This is a genomic window from Micrococcus sp. GPGPB33 (genome assembly GCF_037853785.1).
GTDB lineage: Bacteria > Actinomycetota > Actinomycetes > Actinomycetales > Micrococcaceae > Micrococcus > Micrococcus luteus.
The window spans coordinates 967116-987469 of the sequence record NZ_JAQMWO010000002.1 but is presented as its reverse complement, the minus strand read 5'-3'; the positions used below and the strand labels follow the sequence as shown (position 1 = coordinate 987469).

Below are 20354 nucleotides of genomic sequence, written 5' to 3'. Positions count from 1 at the left end.
GTCGGTTGAGTTATCACCGGTCGCAGGCCGCTGCACCCGGGATAAGTCAACCGACGTTGCTCCCCACGAGAAGTCGACGAGGGCGCAGGCCTCCGAGAGCCCGTGGGGCCGGTGGCTGCGGCGCCGCGGCTCAGTCCTCGAGCTTCTCGAACCGCACGCCGGGGTGCGCCGCCTCCAGCTCCTCCCACGTGATGCCGTGCAGCTCGCGGACCCGCACGACCCCGGAGGCGTCCAGCAGGAAGACGCCCCGATCCGCGTAGATGCGGGAGACGCAGCCGACGCCGGTGAGGGGGAACGTGCACTCGGCCAGCAGCTTCGGATCGCCCTTCTTGGTGAAGAGATCCATCATCACGTAGGTGTCCTTGGCGCCGATCGCCAGGTCCATCGCACCCCCGACGGCGGGGATCGCCCCGGGCTTGCCCGTGGACCAGTTGGCGAGGTCGCCGGTCGCGGAGACCTGGTAGGCGCCGAGGACGCACACGTCCAGGTGGCCGCCGCGCATCATGGCGAACGAGTCGGCGTGGTGGAAGTACGCGGCCCCGGGCAGCTCGGTGACGGGGATCTTGCCGGCGTTGATGAGGTCTTCATCGATCTGCTCGCCCTCGGCCTGCGGGCCGAAGCCCAGCATGCCGTTCTCGGTGTGCAGGGTGACGTTCTTCTCCGCCTCCAGGTAGTTGGACACCGTGGTGGGCTGGCCGATGCCCAGGTTCACGAAGGAGCCGGGGGCGATGTCCGCCGCGATCGTACGGGCCAGTTCGTCCTGGGTCAGCGGGGTGTCGGTCTGGGTGATGCTCATCGCTCTCCTCACTTCCCCTCGGCGGCCGGCTCGGCCGCGGTCGTCGTGGCCGCGCACGGCTTCGGCCGGCCCTCCGCCAGGGCAGCCCGCTCGGCGCGCTCCTTCTCCCCGGACTCGGTGTCGATCCGCACCACGGTGTCCGTGTAGATGCCGGGGGTCACCACGTGCTCCGGGTCGATCGGCTCCTCGCGGACCTCGTCCACCTGGACGATCGTGGTGGCGGCGGCCGCGGCCATGACGGGTCCGAAGTTGCGGGCGGTCTTGCGGTACACGAGGTTGCCGTGGCGGTCCGCCGCGTACGCCTTGATGAGCGCGACATCGCCGCGGATCGGGGCCTCCAGCACGTAGTGCGTGCCGTCGATCTCGCGGACCTCCTTGCCCTCGGCCAGCTGCGTGCCGTAGCCGGTGGGCGTGAAGAAGCCGCCGATGCCGGCGCCGCCGGCGCGCAGGCGCTCGGCCAGGTTGCCCTGCGGGACGAGCTCCAGCTCGATCTCCCCGGCACGGTAGGCCTCGTCGAAATGCCACGAGTCGGACTGGCGCGGGAACGAGCAGATGATCTTGGCGACCCGCCGCTCCTTGATCAGCAGCGCCAGGCCCGCGTCCGCCTGGCCCGCGTTGTTGTTGACCACCGTGAGGCCGGTGGCCCCGGACTCGAGCAGCGCGTCGATCAGCTCCATCGGCTGGCCGGCGTTGCCGAACCCGCCGATCAGCACCGTGGCGCCGTCGGTGATGCGGGAGACGGCCTGCGCGGCCGTGTCCACGAACTCCAGCATGGGGACTCCTTGGATGAGGGGGTCGGGTGGGTGCTCGGCCGGACGCGTCAGCGCGCGGCCACGTTCTCGAGGACGACGGCGATGCCCTGGCCCACGCCGATGCACAGCGCGGCCACGCCCCACCGCTCACCGGAGGCCTCGAGGCGGCGGGCCAGCGTGCCGAGCACGCGGGTGCCGGAGGCCCCGAGGGGGTGGCCGATCGCGATCGCGCCGCCCCAGGCGTTCACGATCTCCGGGTCCACGCCCCAGGCGTCCGTGCAGGCCAGGGACTGGGCGGCGAAGGCCTCGTTGAGCTCGACGGCGGCCACGTCCTTCCAGCCGATCCCGGCGCGGGACAGGGCCCGGTTCACCGCCTCCACCGGCGCGTAGCCGAAGAAGTCGGGCTCGTTGGCGGCGGTGGCGCGGCCGGCGATGCGGGCCAGGGGCTCCAGGCCGAGCACATCGGCGCCCGTCGACGAGCCCAGGAGGGCGGCCGAGGCGCCGTCGTTCATGGGCGAGGCGTTGCCCGCCGTGACGGTGCCGTTCTCCCGGCGGAACACGGTGCGCAGGCCGGCGAGGGTCTCGGGGGTGGAGTCCGGGCGGACGGTCTCGTCCCGCTCCAGGTCCGTGCCGGGCACGGCGGCCACGAGGGAGTCATACCGCCCCTCGTCCCACGCCCGCGCGGTAAGGCGGTGCGAGCGCGCGGCGAACTCGTCCTGGCGCTCGCGGGAGATGCCGAAGCGCTCGCGCAGCAGCTCCGTGGCCTCGCCGAGCGAGACGGTCCACTCCGGCGGCATCGCGTCATTGATCAGGCGCCAGCCGAGCGTGGTGTTCGCCGCCGCCAGGTCGTGCATGGGGAACGGGCGGGTGGTCTTGGGCAGCACCCACGGGGCACGGGACATCGACTCCACGCCGCCCACGAGGACCACGTCCGCCTCGCCGGTGTTGATCTGGCGGGAGGCGATGATCGCCGCGTCCAGGGAGGAGCCGCAGAGGCGGTTCACGGTGGTGCCGGGGATGGACAGCGGCAGGCCGGCCAGGAGGGTGGCCATGCGGGCCACGTTGCGGTTCTCCTCGCCCGCGCCGTTGGCGTTGCCGAAGACGACCTCGTCGATCCGCTGCGGGGCGGCGGCGTCCGTGCCGGCCTCGATCGGGCGGCCGGCGGCGGCGTCGGCCACGGCCTGGGCGGACGCGGCGCGCAGGCCCTCCAGGCCCGGGGCGCGGTCCACGAGGGTGCGGACCACGTGGGCGGCCATGTCGTCGGGGCGCACCCCCGACAGCGCGCCGCCGACCTTGCCGAAGGGGGTGCGGACGGCGTCGAACACGTAGGCATCGGTGAGGCTCATGGCCTCACCGTAGGACCGCCTCGGCGGGCGGGGAAGGGTGTGTGCGTGACGCGCACGGGCGTGCGCTGTGCGCATAGCGGACTACGCTGGCGGACATGACCGACGACGTCGACGCCCCCGGCGCACGTCCCGCGTCGGGCGGGGACGTGGTGCGCGCCCTGGCGTCCGGTCTGGCGGTGCTGCGCGCGTTCACCCCGGACACCCCCACGCTCTCGGTGAGCGAGGCCGCGACCGCCGCGGGGGTCACCCGGGCCACGGCGCGGCGCATGCTGCTGACGCTCACGGAGCTCGGCTACGCCGTGCAGGACGGGCGGCGGTTCGCGCTGACCCCGCGCGTGCTGGAGCTCGGCCACGGCTACTGGTCCGGCCGGTCCGTCTCCGAGATCCTCCGGCCGATCCTCACCCAGGCCTCGCAGCGCCTGCACCAGTCCTGCTCCGCGGGCGTGCTCCACGGGGCGCACCTGATGTACATCGCGCGTGTGCACACCGAGCGGATCCTGCGGGTGAACCTCGACGTCGGCACGCGCCTGCCCGCGTTCACCACGTCCATGGGCCGCGTGCTGCTGGCCGACCTGCCCGAGGACGAGGCCTGTGCCCTGCTCGCAGGCGCCCCGCGCACCCCCGCCACGGAGCACACCCTCACGGACGTGGACGCGCTGATGGCCGAGCTGGCGCGCGTGCGGGAGCAGGGCCACGCCGTGGTGACCGCGGAGCTGGACGCCCATCTGAGCAGCGTCGCCGTGCCCGTGCGCGACGCCGAGGGGCGAGTGGCCGTGGCGATCAACACGGCGCTGTCCCTCGGGCCGGACCATCGCGACCCGGGCGCGCGCCGGGCGGCCCTGCGGACCGGGGCCCGCGTCCCGGCGCCGCGCACGCCGGAGGTGGCGGCCGCCGTCGTGCAGGCCCTGCCGGTGCTGCGCGCCGCCGCGGACGACGCCGAGGCCGCCCTGGCCGCGCTCCAGCGCTGAGCGCCCACCCCCTTCAGCACTCCCCGCACCCGCATCCGCACCAGCACCAGCACCCGCCCCCGCGAATCGACTGCGGTTCTGACCCTTCTGAGGCCCGGAACGGCCGCCAGAAGGGTCGGAAGTGCAGTGGATTCGGAACGGGAAGGGCAGGGTGGGGGGTCAGGCCGGGAAGCGGCGGAGGTACTCCTCGAGGGAGTCGTCCGGGCGGTCCATCCACGGCACCGGGTGCGCCGCGGCCAGCGTGCCGGTCACGGTCGAGCGGTGCCGCCGGTCGCGGAACGTCCGGACGTCCTCGATCCGGGCGTCGCGCATCTCGAGGAAGGTGCGGGCCACCGCCTCGACGTCCACCTCCGGGCAGTCCGTGTGGGAGGACAGGTCCTGGATGTACGCGCCCTGGTAGGCCAGCGCGGCCGGCGGCCCGTCGATCCGCGTCATCCGCTCGAACCAGGCGTCCATGTCGGCCCGACGCTCCTCATCGCCGGGCACCGGGACGCGGCCGAGCAGCACGTCGCGGGCGAAGAAGGCCTGCGCGTCCAGGAGCGTCAGGGTGAACAGCTGCTGGGTGGCACCCAGGTAGAGCACGCGCGGGTCGGCGTGCCAGACCACGCCCTTCCACAGCCCGAACGGGGCCAGCAGGTTCGGGCCGGCCAGCGCCAGCTCGCCCGGCAGGAAGGGGTAGTGGTGGCGGTAGCCGGTGCACAGCAGCACGGCGTCGTACTCGGCGGTGGAGCCGTCCGCGAAGGTGACCTCCGCACCGTCGAACCCCTGCACCTCGGGGGCCTCGTCCATGCCGGCCGGCCACGCGATGTCCTGCGGGCGGGCACGGTAGGCGGTGGTCACGTGGGCGGCGCCGGCGCGGTGCAGCTGCAGGGCCAGGTCCTGCCCGGAGTAGGAGGAGCCCACCACGAGCACGCGACGGCCCGTGTACGGCTCCGGGCTTCGGTAGTCGTGGGCGTGCTGGACCTGCCCGGGGAAGGTCTCCACGCCGGGCCAGGACGGCAGGTGCGGGGTGTGGAAGTGCCCGGTGGCCACCACGACGCGGTCGAACCGCTCGGTGACGGCCTCGCGCGTGACCAGGTCCTCCGAGGTCACCCCGAACCCGCCGTCGTCGAGCGGCTGCACCCAGCGGACGGCCGTGGCGAACCGGATCTGCGGGCGGATGCGCCCGGCCACCTCGGCCACCCGGCCCACGATGTAGTCCCGCATGGCCTCCCGCGGGAGGTACGAGGACACGGCGCGGCCGAAATGCGCATCGAACGGGTAGTCCGGGTACTCCATGCACTCCTTGGGCCCGTTGATCCACAGGTCCCGGTACATGGCGGAGTGCACGGGCTCGCCGTGGCGGTCCGCGCCGGTGCGCCAGTCCAGGTTCCACTGGCCGCCCCAGTCGTCCTGGCGCTCGAACGCCACGACCTCCGGGACCGCCGCCCCCGCGTCCTCGGCCAGGGCGAGGCTCCTCAGCAGGGCCATGCCGGACGGGCCGGCTCCGATCAGGGCGACGCGCTCACGCATGGGTGTCCTTCCGAGAGTGGGGGTGGGGCGGCTCGGCCCGACCGTAGCACCGGCCCCCGCGAATCGACTGCGGTTCTGACCCTTCTCCGGGGTGGAACGGCCGCCAGAAGGGTCACAAGTGCAGCGGGCCACCCGCACCATGATCGACCCGCCGAACGGGGCGCGGCGGACAAGGGTCACGGCCGCCACGGCCATGAGTCCGAGGCCGTAGAGGAGGCCGGCCGGGTCCCACATGCCCAGCACGACGCCGGACCCGGCGTCGGCAAGGTCGGCATCGTGCCGGGCGAAGACCTCCTGGGCCAGCTGGAACGCGATGCTCCGGGGAGTACTCCCAGCTTCCTCTACGGCATGCGATACTCCCATCATTCATTACTCAATTCACGCGCCGTGCATGGCAGCCGTTGGCCACAACGGCATGTGACATCACTGCGCCCTCCCGAAGGAGCATCGTGGCCCGCAAGAGCAATCCTGTGTATTACGACGCCAACGGCAATGTCGTGCAGCCCCCCGCGAAGAAGAAAGGGGGTGTCTCAAGTACGCCCTGATCGGCCTGCTCGCCCTGATCGTGATCGCCGTCCTCGCCTCCATGATGGGCGGCGGTTCGAACAGCACCTCGGAGGGGGCGGAGAGGCCGCCTCCCAGGGCGAGACCAGCTCCAGCGACGAGGCAGCCAAGGTCGGCCTCGGCCAGGAGTTCACCGTGGGCGACTGGGCCACGACCGTTGAGTCGGTCGATACGCCCGTCGCGAGCGTCGGCCCGTCCGGCTTCTCCACGGAGGCCCAGGGCGAGTTCGTGCCCGTGCAGATCAGCGCGAAGAACAACGCCAAGGAGGAGCGGACGTTCTTCGCCGACAGCGTGAAGCTCGTCAGCGCAGACGGGGCCGAGTACAGCTACAGCACGGACGCATCGATCTACGGCACCGAGAACGGCATGAACATCGAGCCGACCAACCCGGGCAACGTGGCCAGCGGCTACCTGTGGTTCGACGTTCCGGCAGGGACCGAGATCACCCAGGTCAAGGTCTCCGGGGGCGGCCTCTCCCTCGATCAGCCGGTGGTCGTCGAGCTCGACTGATCAGCGCGCAGACGAGGCCCCATGTCCTTCCCGGGCATGGGGCCTCGTGCGCGCTGTGAACGTTGCGCTCAGAGCGGCCTGCCCTCGGCGAGGTCGGCGTCCTCCTGGGCGAGCTTGAACGCGATGTTCGCCGCCGGCACGGAGGCGTAGACCGCGGTCTGCAGGAGGATCTCCTGGATCTCCTCCCGGGTCAGGCCGTTGCGCAGGGCGGCGCGCGGGTGCATGGCGCACTCGTCCCAGTAGCCGCCGGCCACCATGGCGGAGATGGTCACGGCTGAGCGCATCCGCCGGTCCAGACCGGGCCGCGTCCAGATCGTCCCCCATGCGTAGCGGGTGATCAGGTTCTGGAAGTCCTCGGTGGTGGCGTCCTTCCTCGCCTCGGCGCGGTCCACGTGGGCGTCGCCCAGGACCTCGCGGCGCACGGCCATGCCCGCGTCGAGCACCTCCTGGGAGGTGCGGTCCATGTCGTGCCCGATGGGCTGCTCGGCGCTCATGCGCAGTCTCTCCTCGTGGTGGGGGCGTCGTCGTGCGGGGCAGGGCGGGAGGGGGCGGGCGGCTCAGCGCGCCGGGAAGGCGGCCAGGGCCGCGGCGGTGCGCTCGGGCTGCTCGAGGGGGGCCTGATGGGCGGTCTCGTCGAACACGTGGGTCACGGTGCCCGGCACCGCGGCGGCGATCTCCTCGCACGCCGAGGGCGGGGTGACCTGGTCCGCCACGCCGTGGATCGTGAGGACGGGGACGGCGATCTCCCCGAGGCGCCCGCGCACGTCGAAGTCGGCCAGCGCCTCGCACAGGCGCGCGTAGGAATGGCGGTCCGCCTCCTGCAGGGTGTGCAGCAGGCCCGTCGTCCGCTCCGGGTGGGCCGCGATGAACCCGTCGGCGAACCAGCGCTGCGCCGAGCCCTCGACGAGGGTCGGGGTGCCGGCACGCTCCACGAGCTCGGCGCGCTCGCGCCAGGACCCCGCCTCGCCGATCTTCGCGGCGGAGCAGATCACGGCCACACCGGAGACGGTGTCCGCGTGGTCCAGGGCCAGCTGCAGCGCCACGCACCCGTTGAGGGAGACGCCCGCGAAGTGCACGGGCAGGTCCGCGGGAACGGTGCCGTCCTCCTGCAGCGCCTGCACGGCGGCGACGACGGCGTCCGCCAGCTCCGCCATCGAGAACGGCTCGGCGTGGGGCTCGGAGGCGCCGTGGCCGGGCAGGTCGTAGCCGACCACCACGGTGTCCTCAGGGAGCTGCTGCGCGGCGAGGCTCCACAGGGCCTGGACGCCGGTGCCGAGGCCGGCGCCGACCACGAGCACGCGGGCGGGGTCCTGGGCGGGCTTCAGGAGGGTGGTGGTGACACGGGGGGTGCTCATGGGCGGTCCTTCCTCTGCGGCGGCGCCGCACCCCGAGGGGCGCGGCCGGTTCTGACGGAGATGGTCTCAGGTGCGGGGCGGCGTCGTCGTGCCCCGGCGGGCGGCGAGGAGGCGGTCCACGAGGGCCTCGGCCTCCCCCGTGTAGGCGGCGGGGTCGAGGAGGTCGTCGAGGCGGGCGTCCGGAACGGACTCCGGGACCGCCGCGCGCAGCAGGGCGCGGAAGTTCCCCTCGCACGCCAGGGAGCGGTCCACGACGTCCTGGATCAGCCGCTTCCCGGAGCCCGGCTCGCCGGAGGCCTCGTCCAGCTCCGGAGCCAGCTCGGCCATGATCCGCTCGGAGACGAGCAGCGGGCCGGTGAGCTCCAGGTTGCGCCGCATGCGGTCCTCGTGGACGCGCAGGCCGGAGACGAGCTCGCGGGTCAGGGCCGCGGTCCCGCCGGCCACCCGCAGCAGGCGGCGCAGCGCGGGCCACTCGGCGTGCCAGGCCCCGTCCGGGCGCTCGTCGTCCGCGGCGCCGGCCGCCGTGTACACCCGCGCCGCGAGCCCGGGGGCGGACAGCGCGGCGGAGCGGATCAGCACGGAGAGCACGGGGTTCTGCTTGTGCGGCATCGGGGAGGAGCCGCCGCGGCCGGCCGCAAGCGGCTCACCGAGCTCGCCGTTCTCGATCCGCGCCGATGTCAGCACGTCGTTGGCGATCTTCCCGCACGCGGCCACGACGTCGGCCAGGGCCGCGGCCACGCCCGTGACGGCCATGTGGTTCGTGTCCCAGGGCCCGGCGGGGGCGGCGAGGCCCAGCTCGGCGGCGAGGTCCTCGACCAGGGTGAACGCGGTGACCTCGGGGCCGAGGGTCCCCGCGCGGTGCGCGCGGTCGACGTGCCCGGACAGGGAGGCCAGGGTGCCGGCGGCGCCGCCCCACTGGACGGGCAGGTCCGCGACGGCGGCGGCGAGCCGATCCGCGGCCTGGCCGAGGCCGTCGAGCCAGTTCGCGGCGCGCAGCCCGAAGGTGGAGGGCAGGGAGTGCTGGGCGAGGGATCGGGCGACCATCGGCGTCGAGCGGTGGGCGCGGGCCAGCTCCGCAAGCGCGTCCTGCGCGGCGGCGAGGTCCTCGGCCAGGATCGCGCCCACCCGGCCCACCATGACCATCAGCGCGGAGTCCACGACGTCCTGGCTCGTGGCGCCCAGGTGCACGGCGCGGGAGCCGGCCGGCAGCTGCGCGCGCAGCGCCTTCAGCGCCGGGATCAGGGGGTGCCGCCGCCCTGGGCCGCGCGGGCGAGCGCGGCGAGGTCGTAGGCGTCCGGGTCGCCCGCCGCCGCGGCGGCCGCCGCCTCCGCCTCCGTGGCGAGCCCGTGCCGGGCGAGCACGCGCACCCAGGCCGCCTCGACGTCGAGCAGGTGCCCCAGGAAGGTGCGGTCCGCGGTGGCGGCCTCCGCCCGACTGCCGGCCCAGGCCGGATCCAGGAGGCCGACGTCGGCGACGGCGGCGAGGTCGGCGGCGGCTGAGGTCATGGCGGGCTCCTGGGGTCGGAGGGGTGGGATCGGGCTCCGGAGGCGGCGTCAGGCCCGACCCGTCCCGCGTGTGGGAGGGGCCGGGCCTGCGGCCGAGGCCGGCGTCAGTCGAGCTCGGGGTACTCGATGCCGGGGAACTGCAGGAACACGGTCTCCTTCGGTGCGTGCTCCCCGGGGCCCTGGATCCAGATGTCGAACTCGAGCGAGCCGTCGTCGTTCCGGGTGCCGATCAGGGTGCGACGGCGGTCCTCGTCGAGGGAGGTCAGGAACGCGTCCTGCACGATCGCCTCGGCGTCCTCGGGCAGGTACACGCGGGTGTGCAGCTTGTTCAGCAGGCCGCGGGCGAACACGACGACGTGGATGAACCGGGCGCGGTCCTCGTTCACCACGCCGGGCTCCACGGTGGAGAAGGTGTAGCGGCCCGCGTTGTCCACGGCGCAGCGGCCCCAGCCGGTGAAGGTGAAGCCGTCCTGGACGAGGGAGCCGTCCTCCTGCGAGATGACGCCCTCGGCGTCGGCCTGCCAGATCTCGATCATGGCGTCCGGGATCGGATCGCCGTTGCCGTCGTAGACGGTGCCGAACAGGCGCATCGCGTCCGCGCGGCCCGCGGGGACCAGCTGGTGGCCGTCGCGCCACGGCAGGTGGACCTGCTCGTAGCCGTTCGCGTAGCCGAAGAACGGGCCGATGGTCTGGCCCGGGGTGGGGACCAGCCTCCCGTCGGCGGTGCGCTCGGTGGTCTCGTCGATCCGCATCAGTGATCGCCCTCCTCGTCTTCCATCCAGGTGCGGTGGCTGCCCGTGAGCACGATGTCCCACCAGTAGCCGGTGTTCCACTCGTGGCTGGTCACCGAGTGGTCGTAGGTGGCCACGAGCCGGTCGCGGGCGGCCTGGTCCGTGATGCCCTGGTAGATCGGGTCCAGCGGGAACAGCGGATCGCCCGGGAAGTACATCTGGGTGATCATGCGCTGCGTGAAGTCCGTGCCGAACAGGGAGAAGTGGATGTGCGCCGGGCGCCACGCGTTGCGGTGGTTCTTCCACGGGTACGGGGCGGGCTTGATGGTGGTGAACTCGTAGGTCCCGTCCGCGCCGGTCAGTGTGCGGCCGATGCCCGTGAAGTTCGGGTCCAGCGGCGCGGGGTGCTGGTCCCGCTTGTGCACGTAGCGGCCGGCCGCGTTGGCCTGCCAGATCTCCACCAGCTGGTGGCGCACGGGGCGGCCGTCGTCGTCGAGCACGCGGCCGCGCACCTTGATGCGCTCGCCGATCGGCTCGCCGTTCTGGCCGACGGCCAGGTCCGCCTCGAGCGGGTGCACGTCGCGGTGGCCGAAGGCCGGGGACCACAGCTCCACGGTCTCGGGGTCGGCGTGCACGAGCGACTTGGTGGGGTGGCGGAACACCGACGAGCGATAGGGCGGGAAGTCGAGCCGCGGCTGGGTCTCGCCCTGGGCCTGGGCATGGACGGCCGCGATCTCTTCACTGATCTGCCCCTGCGAGTCGCGGGTGGCGGCTGGATCGAGCACGTGGGCGCTGTCGAACGTGTCGTCGTCCTTGGCCTGGGCGGCGATGCTCACGTCGGCTCCTTTCTCTGCGGGGTCGGGGATCGGTCGGGCTCAGGCGGAGGGCCAGCCGGTGTACTGCTCGGCGAGGAACTGCCGTCCGTAACGGGACTGGACCACGTTGCGGAGCTCACCGCGCACGCGCATGTCCTCGAACTCCGAGGCGTCCGGGCGGGCGTGGAGCATGGTGGTCATCCAGTAGGAGAAGTTCTGGTCCTTCCACACGCGGGTCAGCGCCGTCTCCGAGTAGGCGTCGAGCAGGTCGCGCGAGCCCGTGGCGGCCCACGACTCGAGCGCCTCGGCCAGGACGCGCACGTCCGCGAAGGCGAGGTTCAGGCCCTTCGCCCCGGTGGGCGGGACGGTGTGTCCGGCGTCGCCGGCGAGGAAGACGTTGCGGTGACTCAGCGGTGTGCGCACATAGGAGCGGAAGCCGAGCACCGTCTTGTCGATGATGGGGCCGGTCTTGAGGGTGAAGCCGTCCGGGCCGGCCACGATGCGCTGCAGCCGGTCCCAGATCCGGTCGTCGGACCAGTCCTCCACGCGGGTCGAGGGGTCGCACTGGAAGTACATGCGCTGCACGGTCTCCGAGCGCTGCGAGATCAGGCCGAAGCCATGCTCGGAGCGGGCGTAGATCAGCTCAGGCGAGGACTTGGGCGCCTCGGCGAGGATGCCGAACCAGGCGAAGGGGTACGCGTGGAAGTGGTCCTCGCCCTCGGTGTCGCGCTGGAGGGCCTTGCGGACGGTGGAACGCGAGCCGTCCGCGCCCACGAGGATGTCGCAGCGCAGTTCCTCGACCGGCCCCTCCTCGCCAGCGGCCACGGAGCGGAACCGGACGCCGGGGGTGTCCGAGTCGACGTCGAGCACCTCGAGCACCTCGGTCTCGAAGCGGACGTCGCCGCCGTCGCGCCGCCGCGCCGCGGCGAGGTCGACGAAGACCTCGTTCTGCGCGTACAGGGTGACCGTGGCACCCACGAGCTCCGGGAAGTCCAGGGCATGCGACTCGCCGTCGAAGCGCAGGATGATGCCGCGGTGCTCGTCGCCCACCGTCCTCACCCGGCCGTCGACGCCCATGTCCGTCAGCATCTCCACGCTGGGCTGCTCGAGGATGCCCGCGCGGTGGGTGTGCGCAATGGTCTCGGGGTCACGGGACTCGAGGACGACGTTGTCGATCCCCTGCCGCGCGAGCAGGTGGGAGAGCATCAGGCCGGCGGGCCCGCCGCCGACGATGCCGACGCGGGTGCGGGTCACGGGGGGCTGGGTCATGGCGTCCTTTCCGGGGGACGTCACCGGTCGGGCCGGGCGGGTCGGGCCGCGCGGCCGGGGCCGGCGGCGGAGGTCCCGACCATCCTGTGGCGCAGGACACGGCCCGCGCCCGGCCGTTCTCACTCAGTGAGAATGGCCGCCGAGTCCGCGGGCGATCCCCCGGGCGGCCGTCATCAGCAGGGGCGGCACCCCCGGGGTGTACGGCGCCTCGCGGGGGACGACGACCCCGAGCGCGGCCGCCGCCACGCCGTCGGCCCCGCGGACCGGCACGGCGACCCCCGGGACTCCTCGTCCAACGCGCCGTCCACGGCCGCGTACCCCTCCCGCCGCACATCCGCCAGAAGCGCTCGCAGCCGCGGCTCGCTGGGCGTGGCCACCCGCGCCCGCACGCCCGCGGGCACCGCACGCCCCGACTCGAGGGGATGGTGATCCACGACGGCGCCGAGCCGGTCCCGGTGCCGGGCGATGAACCGCTCCGCCGTCTCGACCGGGGCGTGGGCGAGCAGCACGAGTCCCAGGGCGGTGGTGAACGGCGGCAGCCGACCCGCGACGTCCGCCTGGTTCACCACGGCCCCCTGGGAGGAGAGCCGGGCGAGCACGAGGACGCCGTCGTCGTCGAGGACCGCGAGCTGCGTGTGCTGCCGCAGGACCGACTGCACGTCCACGAGGAACGGCATGGCCGTCCGGGCCAGGGACATGCTCGGCGCGCTCCGGGAGGCCATCTCCCACAGCCGCAGGCCGGGCCGGACCACGCCGTCCTCGTCCTTCTGCAGCAGCTCGGCGCGCACCAGCCGGTCCACCCACCGATAGGCGGTGGCCAGGGGCAGCTCGGTGCGCCGGGCCAGGGCCGCCACGGTCAACACCGGACGCTCCGCGTCGAACGCGAAGAGGACCCGGATCAGCCGGTCCAACGTGCCGCTCGCGCCGACCCGCTCACGTCAGGAAGTCGCGCGCGACCTCGAGGAAGCGGTCGTTGGCCTCCTTCTCGCCGATGCTCACGCGCACACCCTCGCCCGCGAACGCCCGGACGGACAGGGCCCGGTCCTGGGCGGCCTCGGCGAACGCCTGCGTGCGCTCGCCGAGCGGCAGCCACACGAAGTTGGCCTGCGATGAGGGCAGGTCCCAGCCGGCCTCGGCCAGGGCAGCGGCGACGCGCTCGCGCTCGTCGACGACGATCTGCACGCGCTCGAGGACCTCGTCCAGGTGCTCGAGCGAGGCGATCGCGGCCTCCTCGGCCACCGTGGACACCGCGAACGGGGTGGCCACGGTGCGCAGGGCCTTGGTGATCTCCGGCTGCGAGACCGAGTAGCCCACGCGCAGGTTGGCCAGGCCGTGCGCCTTCGAGAAGGTGCGCAGCACGACGACGTTCGCGTGCTTGCGGTACATCTCCAGGCCCTTGACCGCGTCCTCGTCGCGGACGAACTCCACGTAGGCCTCGTCGATGACCACGAGGATGTGGGCGGGCACGCGCGCCAGGAAGTCCTCGACCTCGGCGGTGGTGAGCACGGGGCCGGTCGGGTTGTTGGGGGTGCAGAGCAGGATCACGCGGGTGCGCTCCGTGATCGCCTCCAGCATGGCCGGCAGGTCGTGGCGGTGGTCCGCGGTGAGCGGCACCTGCACGTCCACGGCACCGGCGGTGCGGACCACGATCGGGTAGGCCTCGAAGGAGCGCCACGCGAAGATCACCTCGTCGCCCTCCCCGGCCTCGCCGTGGCCGGCGAAGGCGGTGATGACCTGGGCCAGGGCGCCGAGGGAGCCGGCGCCGGTCACGACGTCGTCCGCCGGGACGTCCAGGTGCGCGGCCAGGGCCTGGCGCAGGCCGGTGGAGAGGGTGTCCGGGTAGCGGCAGAGGGTGCTGGGCGCGCCCTCCGGGCCGGTCACGACCTGACGCACCCGGTCGATCACGCCGGGCACGGGCGCGTAGGGGTTCTCGTTCGAGGAGAGCTTGTAGGGGTGCAGGCCCGGGACGGCGACCGGCGGCTTGCCGGCGGCGTACGGCGGCAGCATGCCGACCTTCTTGTGGGGCGCGACCACGGCGGGCGTCTGCTGTGCGTCATCAGTCATGGCCACCAGGGTAATGCGGGCTGCGGACGCCGTGAGCGGCACCACGGGACCCGGGCTCAGGCTGCGCCGAAGGCGACGGCGACGGCCCGGGCCGCCTCACCGAGCCGGTCCCCGAGGCGCGCCGGGTCCTCCGGCCGCGTCGCGTAGACCACGGCGAGGGCGGCGGGCAGCTGGCCCGGGACCCGCAGCGGCACGGCCACCGAGGAGACGCCGGTGATGACCTCGTCGGAGCTGACGGCCCAGCCGCGCTCCCGCACGTCGTCGAGCTCGGGTCGCTCGGGCGGGGCCTCGCCGGGCAGCCGCGCCCACTCCTGTCCGGTCAGGGCGACGGCGATCGCCATCCCCGGCGCACCGACCCCGAGGGGGTGCCGGGTCCCCGGCCGCTGCGTGACGAGGTTGCCGCTGGGCGGCTCGGCCGTGGCCAGGGTGAGGCAGTGGGCCCCGTCCCACACCACCAGGAACGCGGTCATGCCCAGGTCGGTGGAGACGGCGGTCAGGTGCGGCATGGCCGCCGCGCGCAGATCCTGCTCCACCCGGCGGGCGAGGACGGCCAGGCCGGGGGCGGCGTGGACGCGGCCGAGGCCGTCGCGGCGCAGCAGGCCGTGGGCCTCGAAGGTGCGCAGCATGCGGTAGGCGACCGAGCGATGGACGCCCAGGCCGTCGGCGAGGTCGGCGATGGTGGGCGGCTCGGGCGCCTCCACGACGGTCTCGAGCAGGGTGAGCGCGCGGGAGAGCGTCTGGGAGGGTGCGCCCTCCCGGACCGGGCCGCCGTCGTGCTCCGCCATCTGTGCTCCTCGCCTCGGGTGCCGGACGTGACGCGCCCGGGGCGTGGTCGGCCCGCGCGCTGGTTGTGAACCCGGTCACGTCCGCGTACAGTCTGGCACACATGTGTTCCCAGGGAGAACACCGTGTTCTCTGAGAGAACACGCCGTCGGGTGGCACGCGCACCGCGCAGCGACATCCCCCGCAGCGAAAGGACCCCCATGCTCTTCCACCACCACGGCTACGTCTCCACGAACCCGCGCGTCCAGGTGGCGGCCGGCATCGGCCTGGACCGCCCCGCCGAGCTGCCGGACGAGATGGACGTGCTGATCGTCGGCTCGGGCCCGGCCGGCATGATCGCCGCCGCCCAGCTCGCGATGTTCCCGGACGTCCACACCCGCATCATCGAGCGCCGCCCCCACCGCCTCGAGATCGGCCAGGCTGACGGCATCCAGGCCCGCTCCGTGGAGACCTTCCAGGCCTTCGGCTTCGCAAGCGAGATCATCGACGAGGCCTTCGACCTGACCTCCATGGCGTTCTGGAACCCGGCCGAGGACGACGCGGACACGATCGTGCGCACCTCGCTGGCCGAGGACGACCCGGAGGGCGTCTCCGAGTTCCCGCACCTGATCGTGAACCAGGCCCGCATCCTGGACTGGTTCGCCGAGTACATGAAGAACTCCCCCACCCGTGCGCGGCCGGACTACGGCTGGGCGTTCGAGACCCTCGAGGACACGAACGACGGCGAGCACCCCGTGCTCGTGACCCTGCGCCGCACCGTGGACGCCCAGGGCAACGCCCTCGAGGACCCCGCCTCGGGACCGACCCGCCAGGTGCGCGCCAAGTACGTGGTGGGCGCGGACGGCGCGGGCTCCCGCGTCCGCAAGGCGATCGGCCACACCCTGACCGGCGACGCCGCGAACCACGCGTGGGGCGTCATGGACGCGCTGGCCGACACGGACTTCCCGGACATCCGCACCAAGTGCGCGATCCACTCGTCCAGCGGCTCGATCCTCCTGATCCCCCGCGAGGGCGGCCACCTGTTCCGCATGTATGTGGACCTCGGCGAGGTCCCGGCGGACGACAACCACCAGGTGCGCCAGACCCCGCTCGAGGCGATCATCCGCCGGGCCCAGCAGATCCTGCGCCCCTACACGCTGGATGTGAAGGAGGTCGCCTGGCATTCGGTGTACGAGGTGGGCCACCGCCTCACCTCGGGCTTCGACAACCGCGAGCGCGTGGCCCACCCCAACGTGTTCCTGCTCGGCGACGCCTGCCACACCCACTCCGCGAAGGCCGGCCAGGGCATGAACGTGTCCATGCAGGACGGCTGGAACCTCGGCTGGAAGCTGGGCCAGGTGCTCTCCGGGATGGCCCCGGTCGAGCTCGTGCCGACCTACTCGGAGGAGCGCAAGGAGATCGCCAAGAACCTGATCGACTTCGACAAGGAGTGGTCGACGCTCATGGCCAAGCCCACCTCCGAGCTGGGCGACCCGAACGAGGTGGCCGAGTTCTACACGAAGACCGCCGAGTTCCCGGCCGGCTTCATGACGGAGTACCAGCCCTCCCTCCTCACCACGGACACCACCGGCCAGGCCCTGGCGCGGGGCTACCCCATCGGCAAGCGCTTCAAGTCGGCGCTGGTGGAGCGCTCGTGCGACACCAACGTCAAGCACCTGGGCCACCTGCACCGCGCGGACGGCCGTTGGCGCGTGTACGTGTTCGCCGACGCCGCCTCCCCGCGCGCCGAGGATTCGAAGGTGGCGGCGTGGGCGAAGGCGATCGAGGAGGACCCGCGGTCCTTCCGCAACCGCCACACCCCGTCGGACGGGCCGGAGGACGCCCGCTTCGACATCAAGGTCGTGTACCAGCAGAAGCAGACCGAATTCGCCCACCCGGACGTGCCGTCGGTCTTCCGGCCGACCACCGGCTCCCTCGGCCTGCACGACCTGAACAACATCTTCGCCACGTGCCGGCCCACGCACGGTGAGGACATCTTCGAGGCCCGCGGCATCAGCCGTGACGGCGCCGTCGTCGTGGTCCGCCCGGACCAGTACGTCTCCGGCGTCTTCGGCCTGGACGAGGTCGACCGCCTGAACGCGTTCTTCGCGGGTGTGCTGCTCGACGCGAACTGAGCGGGCAGCGGCGGGCGCCCCGCCGCCGGCGCGCTCACCGGGATCCCGGGGGCAGGTGGCCCCGCTCGGGCGGCGTGCGGCGCAGGCGCACCGCCCGGCTCGAGGCCACGGTGCCGGCGGTCAGCCCGGCCAACGCGGCGGAGAGCCCGGCGACCTCCGCCCGGGACGCGGGCTCGGCGGCCTCGAACTGCCGGATCAGGTCCACCTGGGCGTCGAAGTCGTGGGCGGCGCCCAGGGCGTCCTCGGCCGCCAGCGGAGAGGTGGTCCGGAAGCCGCCCCCGGGCGCATCCCATCCGTGGCCGGCCGGGTGGAAGACCACCTCGGCCCGGCGCGACGAGACGGGGGTGGGCGCCCCGTCCGCGGCGACGGCCAGGTCCCCGTCCGAGGAGAACTCCAGCACCGCGGTCCGCCCGGTCTCCACCGCGTTGCCGGACGGTGCCGCGACCGTCATGACGCCGGCCACGGGATACACGGACGTGAAGTCCTCGCGCCCGGCCAGGTTGACGGCGTGCACCCCGCCCTGGGAGTAGCCGGCCAGGACGAGCGGGGCGCCGTGCGGGACGCCGGCCGCCTCGAGCGCCGCCCGCACCGCCGGGGCCGTGACCTCGGACCCGGAGCCGAGGGCGTCCAGCAGTCCGCCGGCGTCCCACGGGTCGGTCGACTCGGGATCCGGGATCAGGCCGCCGCGGGTGCCCGGCAGGCCCACCACCCAGGCGCGGCTCCCGTTCTCTCGCACCACCTCCGTGACCGTGAGGTCGCCGTCCCCCTTCTCGCGCGGGATGAGAGAGGCCAGCCCCGTGGCCGAGCCGTCCAGCAGGGCGGGCGCCGTCGGCCGGTCCTGCGGCGCCCCGTGCAGGGTCACCGCGCCCCGGGGCGCCGCGCCGGCGAGGGTCAGGGCGTCCGCCGCCACGGTCCACGCCTCGTCCGGGGAGACCCGCAGCGCCTCGGTGAGGTCCGACGCGGCATCCGTCCCCTTCTTCGCCGCGGAGGAGACGGGCCGCTTCAGCACGCGCCTCTGCGCCCTCGTCAGCATCTTCACGTCGATCCGCGCCAGGGCCGCGAGCAGGGGGAAGCCGGCGGCCGCGAGCAGGGCGGCCACGATGGCCTCGGGCACCGCCTGGACGAGGTCCTGCACGAGCCGTTCCGCCTCGCGGGTGGTGAGGCCGTCATGGCCGTCCCGCCAGAGCAGCGCCGGCAGCTCCTCCAGGGAGGCGTCCTCGGCGGCCATGATGCCGGCCGCCGCGCGCTCGGCCTCCTCGTAGCGGGCCGCCGCCGAGAGCAGGTCACGGTGCAGCTCGGCACACTGCTCCGACAGGCTCCGCACCCGGCCGACCGCCTCCGCCAGCCGGTCCTGCAGCAGGGCGGCGGAGGCGAGCCACGTGGCCGTCCGGCCCAGCCCGAAGGCGGCCGCGTCGACCTGCCACGAGGCTCCGGCCGCCTCGTCGGCGGCGTGTTCGTGCCGCCCGGCCACGACGCGCATCTCCTCGGCCTCCGCGTAGATCGAGCCCGGTCCGCCGTGCGTGCTGAAGGCCACCGCCCCCGGACCGGCACCCCGCCCGCCGGTCACGCCGCCACCGCCAGCGAGCGCAGGACGGCCAGCGCCGTCTCCTCGGCCGCCCGCTGCCGGGCCTCCGCGTCCCGGCGCGCGTCCTCGGCGTCCCGCTCGGCGGTGGCCCGCAGGGCGAGCCACTCCCCGGCCTCCCGTTCGAGCTCCGCCGCCAGGGTCACCGCGCGGCGCACGGCCTCCCCATAGGCGCCGGCGGCCTCCCCGCGCCATGCCGTGTGCATCGCCGAGCGCACGTCCGTGGCGGCGCTGACCAGCCCGCCCAGCGCCGTGCGCAGCTGCGTCTGGGCCACGGCGAGGTCGGCGAGGGCCTGCTCGGCGGCCTCCCGCTCGCGCCGGGCGGGGTCGGCCCACGCGGCCAGGCGGGCGGCGTCGTCGTCGAGTCCGACGGCCCGCAGGGCCGTGGCGATCTGCTGAGGTCCGATGAGGGGTGACATGCGGCCACCGTAGGGAGGGCCCGGGTCCGGCGACCGCGGCGAGGGACGATCCGGGGATGGGGGACGCCGTCGGGACGCCTGTGCAGGAGCGAACCGTCCCGCACCGTCCCGGCGGCCGCGTCGCACCCGGGTCGTGCCGGCTCCGGCGTGTTGACCGAGGTCACACCCTGGCCTATCCTGAACGAGCGGTCAGTAATTCGATGCGCCCCGGCGTGCCCTGACCACGGAACCAGCCCGCACTCAGCGTGAGGTGATCCCCATGACGCAGACCAGCTCCCCCCAGCACCTGGCCTCCGTCCCGTCCCCCGAGGATGCGGCCGGCCAGGAGAACTTCGATCGCCTGATCGCGGAGGACTCGCGCATCGAGCCCCGCGACTGGATGCCCGAGGCGTACCGCAAGTCCCTGACCCGCCAGGTCTCCCAGCACGCGCACTCCGAGATCATCGGCATGCAGCCGGAGGCCAACTGGATCACCCGCGCCCCCTCCCTGAAGCGCAAGGCGATCCTCATGGCCAAGGTCCAGGACGAGGCCGGCCACGGCCTGTACCTGTACTCCGCCGCCGAGACCCTCGGCACCCCGCGGGACGAGCTGAACGCGCAGCTGCTCTCCGGCCGCGCGAAGTACTCCTCGATCTTCAACTACCCGGCCCGCACCTGGGCGGACATGGGCGCGATCGGCTGGCTCGTCGACGGCGCGGCGATCTGCAACCAGGTGCCGCTGTGCCGCGCCTCCTACGGCCCGTACGGTCGCGCGATGGTGCGCATCTGCAAGGAGGAGTCGTTCCACCAGCGCCAGGGCTGGGAGATCCTCTACGAGCTCTCGCACGGCACCCCGGAGCAGAAGCAGATGGCCCAGGACGCCGTGAACCGCTTCTACGGCCCGGCCCTGCAGATGTTCGGCCCGCCGGACGAGGACTCCCCCAACTCCCGCCAGTCCATGGCCTGGAAGGTCAAGCGCTTCTCCAACGACGACCTGCGCCAGCGCTTCGTGGACATGATCGTCCCGCAGGCCGAGGCCCTCGGCCTCACCCTGCCGGACCCGGACCTGAAGTGGAACGAGGAGCGCGGCCACTACGACTTCGGCGAGCTGGACTGGGACGAGTTCATGTCCGTGATCAAGGGCGACGGCCCCATGAACACCCAGCGCATGGCCCGTCGCATCCAGGCCCACGAGGAGGGCGCCTGGGTCCGCGAGGCCGCCGCCGCCTACGCCCGCCGCCAGGCCGAGCAGAACGCGCCGGCCGAGACCCACCTGATCGGAGCCTGACC

20 protein-coding genes are annotated in these 20354 nt (G+C 73.5%); 4 read left to right on the top strand and 16 right to left on the bottom strand.

Translation table 11 applies throughout. From position 1 onward, the window contains the following. Positions 1-130: 130 nt before the first annotated feature. From POD19_RS04770 to POD19_RS04760, 3 genes are read right to left on the bottom strand one after another with little or no spacing between them, the layout of a single operon-like run. Positions 131-796, bottom strand: a complete 666-nt coding sequence (locus POD19_RS04770; RefSeq protein WP_020624468.1) for a 3-oxoacid CoA-transferase subunit B — start codon at positions 794-796, stop codon at positions 131-133. An 8-nt stretch (positions 797-804) separates the two neighbouring features. Then, on the bottom strand, positions 805-1569 hold the full coding sequence (locus tag POD19_RS04765; protein WP_020624469.1) for a 3-oxoacid CoA-transferase subunit A: 765 nt from the start codon (positions 1567-1569) through the stop codon (positions 805-807). A 47-nt stretch (positions 1570-1616) separates the two neighbouring features. Continuing rightward, a complete protein-coding gene (locus POD19_RS04760; RefSeq protein ID WP_020624470.1) occupies positions 1617-2894 on the bottom strand; it encodes a thiolase family protein in 1278 nt (425 codons plus the stop codon). Positions 2895-2989: 95 nt separating this feature from the next. Here POD19_RS04760 and POD19_RS04755 point away from each other — a divergent pair, with 95 nt between their 5' ends. Then, the gene (locus POD19_RS04755) at positions 2990-3862 is read left to right on the top strand and encodes an IclR family transcriptional regulator domain-containing protein (RefSeq protein ID WP_020624471.1); all 873 of its coding nucleotides are present in this window, start codon (positions 2990-2992) and stop codon (positions 3860-3862) included. Positions 3863-4021: 159 nt separating this feature from the next. Here the strand turns inward: POD19_RS04755 and POD19_RS04750 are convergent, their stop codons facing one another. Next, a complete protein-coding gene (locus POD19_RS04750; RefSeq protein WP_197459296.1) occupies positions 4022-5740 on the bottom strand; it encodes an NAD(P)-binding domain-containing protein in 1719 nt (572 codons plus the stop codon). A 159-nt stretch (positions 5741-5899) separates the two neighbouring features. On the opposite strand from POD19_RS04750, the gene POD19_RS04745 reads away from it, so the two are divergent. After that, on the top strand, positions 5900-6448 hold the full coding sequence (locus POD19_RS04745; RefSeq protein ID WP_311765022.1) for a DUF4352 domain-containing protein: 549 nt from the start codon (positions 5900-5902) through the stop codon (positions 6446-6448). Between the two features lie 68 nt (positions 6449-6516). On the opposite strand, the gene POD19_RS04740 is transcribed toward POD19_RS04745, so the two are convergent. The 10 genes from POD19_RS04740 to POD19_RS04695 all read right to left on the bottom strand — a co-directional run bounded on the left by POD19_RS04740 (position 6517) and on the right by POD19_RS04695 (position 14972). After that, a complete protein-coding gene (locus POD19_RS04740; protein ID WP_020625039.1) occupies positions 6517-6942 on the bottom strand; it encodes a carboxymuconolactone decarboxylase family protein in 426 nt (141 codons plus the stop codon). 63 nt (positions 6943-7005) lie between these two features. After that, a complete protein-coding gene (locus tag POD19_RS04735) occupies positions 7006-7803 on the bottom strand; it encodes an alpha/beta fold hydrolase (protein ID WP_144818964.1) in 798 nt (265 codons plus the stop codon). A gap of 66 nt (positions 7804-7869) precedes the next feature. Beyond that, the gene (locus POD19_RS04730; protein WP_250161647.1) at positions 7870-8991 is read right to left on the bottom strand and encodes a lyase family protein; all 1122 of its coding nucleotides are present in this window, start codon (positions 8989-8991) and stop codon (positions 7870-7872) included. 50 nt (positions 8992-9041) lie between these two features. Beyond that, positions 9042-9308, bottom strand: coding sequence for a hypothetical protein (locus POD19_RS04725; protein WP_250161646.1), 267 nt, complete (start codon positions 9306-9308; stop codon positions 9042-9044). A gap of 104 nt (positions 9309-9412) precedes the next feature. After that, on the bottom strand, positions 9413-10060 hold the full coding sequence (pcaG, locus tag POD19_RS04720; protein ID WP_020625037.1) for a protocatechuate 3,4-dioxygenase subunit alpha: 648 nt from the start codon (positions 10058-10060) through the stop codon (positions 9413-9415). Further along, positions 10060-10869, bottom strand: coding sequence for a protocatechuate 3,4-dioxygenase subunit beta (gene pcaH / locus POD19_RS04715; protein WP_205800320.1), 810 nt, complete (start codon positions 10867-10869; stop codon positions 10060-10062). The genes pcaG and pcaH overlap by 1 nt, the downstream gene beginning before the upstream one ends. Before the next feature lie 45 nt (positions 10870-10914). Beyond that, entirely contained in the window at positions 10915-12123 is a 1209-nt protein-coding gene (locus tag POD19_RS04710) for a 4-hydroxybenzoate 3-monooxygenase (protein ID WP_036316631.1), read from the bottom strand. A gap of 173 nt (positions 12124-12296) precedes the next feature. After that, positions 12297-13034 (bottom strand): IclR family transcriptional regulator, encoded by a 738-nt coding sequence (locus POD19_RS04705; protein WP_340309351.1) that lies wholly within the window; start codon positions 13032-13034, stop codon positions 12297-12299. A 22-nt stretch (positions 13035-13056) separates the two neighbouring features. Beyond that, positions 13057-14187: a histidinol-phosphate transaminase gene (locus POD19_RS04700; protein ID WP_169577798.1), complete on the bottom strand. Its 1131-nt coding sequence runs from the start codon at positions 14185-14187 to the stop codon at positions 13057-13059. 56 nt (positions 14188-14243) lie between these two features. Beyond that, on the bottom strand, positions 14244-14972 hold the full coding sequence (locus POD19_RS04695; RefSeq protein ID WP_020624880.1) for an IclR family transcriptional regulator: 729 nt from the start codon (positions 14970-14972) through the stop codon (positions 14244-14246). A gap of 198 nt (positions 14973-15170) precedes the next feature. Between POD19_RS04695 and POD19_RS04690 the strand changes: the two genes are divergently transcribed. Next, positions 15171-17084 carry an FAD-binding monooxygenase gene (locus POD19_RS04690; protein ID WP_136940124.1) on the top strand — a complete coding sequence of 638 codons (1914 nt, stop codon included), beginning with the start codon at positions 15171-15173 and terminating at the stop codon, positions 17082-17084. A gap of 34 nt (positions 17085-17118) precedes the next feature. On the opposite strand, the gene POD19_RS04685 is transcribed toward POD19_RS04690, so the two are convergent. Beyond that, positions 17119-18618, bottom strand: a complete 1500-nt coding sequence (locus POD19_RS04685) for a hypothetical protein (protein ID WP_230278106.1) — start codon at positions 18616-18618, stop codon at positions 17119-17121. Between the two features lie 29 nt (positions 18619-18647). Beyond that, positions 18648-19085 (bottom strand): hypothetical protein, encoded by a 438-nt coding sequence (locus POD19_RS04680; protein WP_136940122.1) that lies wholly within the window; start codon positions 19083-19085, stop codon positions 18648-18650. A 259-nt stretch (positions 19086-19344) separates the two neighbouring features. Here POD19_RS04680 and paaA point away from each other — a divergent pair, with 259 nt between their 5' ends. Next, positions 19345-20352 (top strand): 1,2-phenylacetyl-CoA epoxidase subunit PaaA, encoded by a 1008-nt coding sequence (paaA, locus tag POD19_RS04675; RefSeq protein WP_073116999.1) that lies wholly within the window; start codon positions 19345-19347, stop codon positions 20350-20352. Positions 20353-20354: the final 2 nt, after the last annotated feature.

Excerpts from the sequence above, each read along its gene's own strand:
- POD19_RS04755 (WP_020624471.1), top strand. The coding sequence starts at position 2,990 with ATGACCGACGACGTCGACGCCCCCGGCGCACGTCCCGCGTCGGGCGGG.
- POD19_RS04765 (WP_020624469.1), bottom strand. The coding sequence starts at position 1,569 with ATGCTGGAGTTCGTGGACACGGCCGCGCAGGCCGTCTCCCGCATCACC.
- POD19_RS04735 (WP_144818964.1), bottom strand. The coding sequence starts at position 7,803 with ATGAGCACCCCCCGTGTCACCACCACCCTCCTGAAGCCCGCCCAGGAC.
- POD19_RS04750 (WP_197459296.1), bottom strand. The coding sequence starts at position 5,740 with ATGATGGGAGTATCGCATGCCGTAGAGGAAGCTGGGAGTACTCCCCGG.
- POD19_RS04740 (WP_020625039.1), bottom strand. The coding sequence starts at position 6,942 with ATGAGCGCCGAGCAGCCCATCGGGCACGACATGGACCGCACCTCCCAG.
- paaA (WP_073116999.1), top strand. The coding sequence starts at position 19,345 with ATGACGCAGACCAGCTCCCCCCAGCACCTGGCCTCCGTCCCGTCCCCC.
- pcaG (WP_020625037.1), bottom strand. The coding sequence starts at position 10,060 with ATGCGGATCGACGAGACCACCGAGCGCACCGCCGACGGGAGGCTGGTC.
- POD19_RS04725 (WP_250161646.1), bottom strand. The coding sequence starts at position 9,308 with ATGACCTCAGCCGCCGCCGACCTCGCCGCCGTCGCCGACGTCGGCCTC.
- POD19_RS04710 (WP_036316631.1), bottom strand. The coding sequence starts at position 12,123 with ATGACCCAGCCCCCCGTGACCCGCACCCGCGTCGGCATCGTCGGCGGC.
- POD19_RS04695 (WP_020624880.1), bottom strand. The coding sequence starts at position 14,972 with ATGGCGGAGCACGACGGCGGCCCGGTCCGGGAGGGCGCACCCTCCCAG.
- POD19_RS04760 (WP_020624470.1), bottom strand. The coding sequence starts at position 2,894 with ATGAGCCTCACCGATGCCTACGTGTTCGACGCCGTCCGCACCCCCTTC.
- POD19_RS04680 (WP_136940122.1), bottom strand. The coding sequence starts at position 19,085 with ATGTCACCCCTCATCGGACCTCAGCAGATCGCCACGGCCCTGCGGGCC.
- POD19_RS04690 (WP_136940124.1), top strand. The coding sequence starts at position 15,171 with ATGCTCTTCCACCACCACGGCTACGTCTCCACGAACCCGCGCGTCCAG.
- POD19_RS04700 (WP_169577798.1), bottom strand. The coding sequence starts at position 14,187 with ATGACTGATGACGCACAGCAGACGCCCGCCGTGGTCGCGCCCCACAAG.
- POD19_RS04770 (WP_020624468.1), bottom strand. The coding sequence starts at position 796 with ATGAGCATCACCCAGACCGACACCCCGCTGACCCAGGACGAACTGGCC.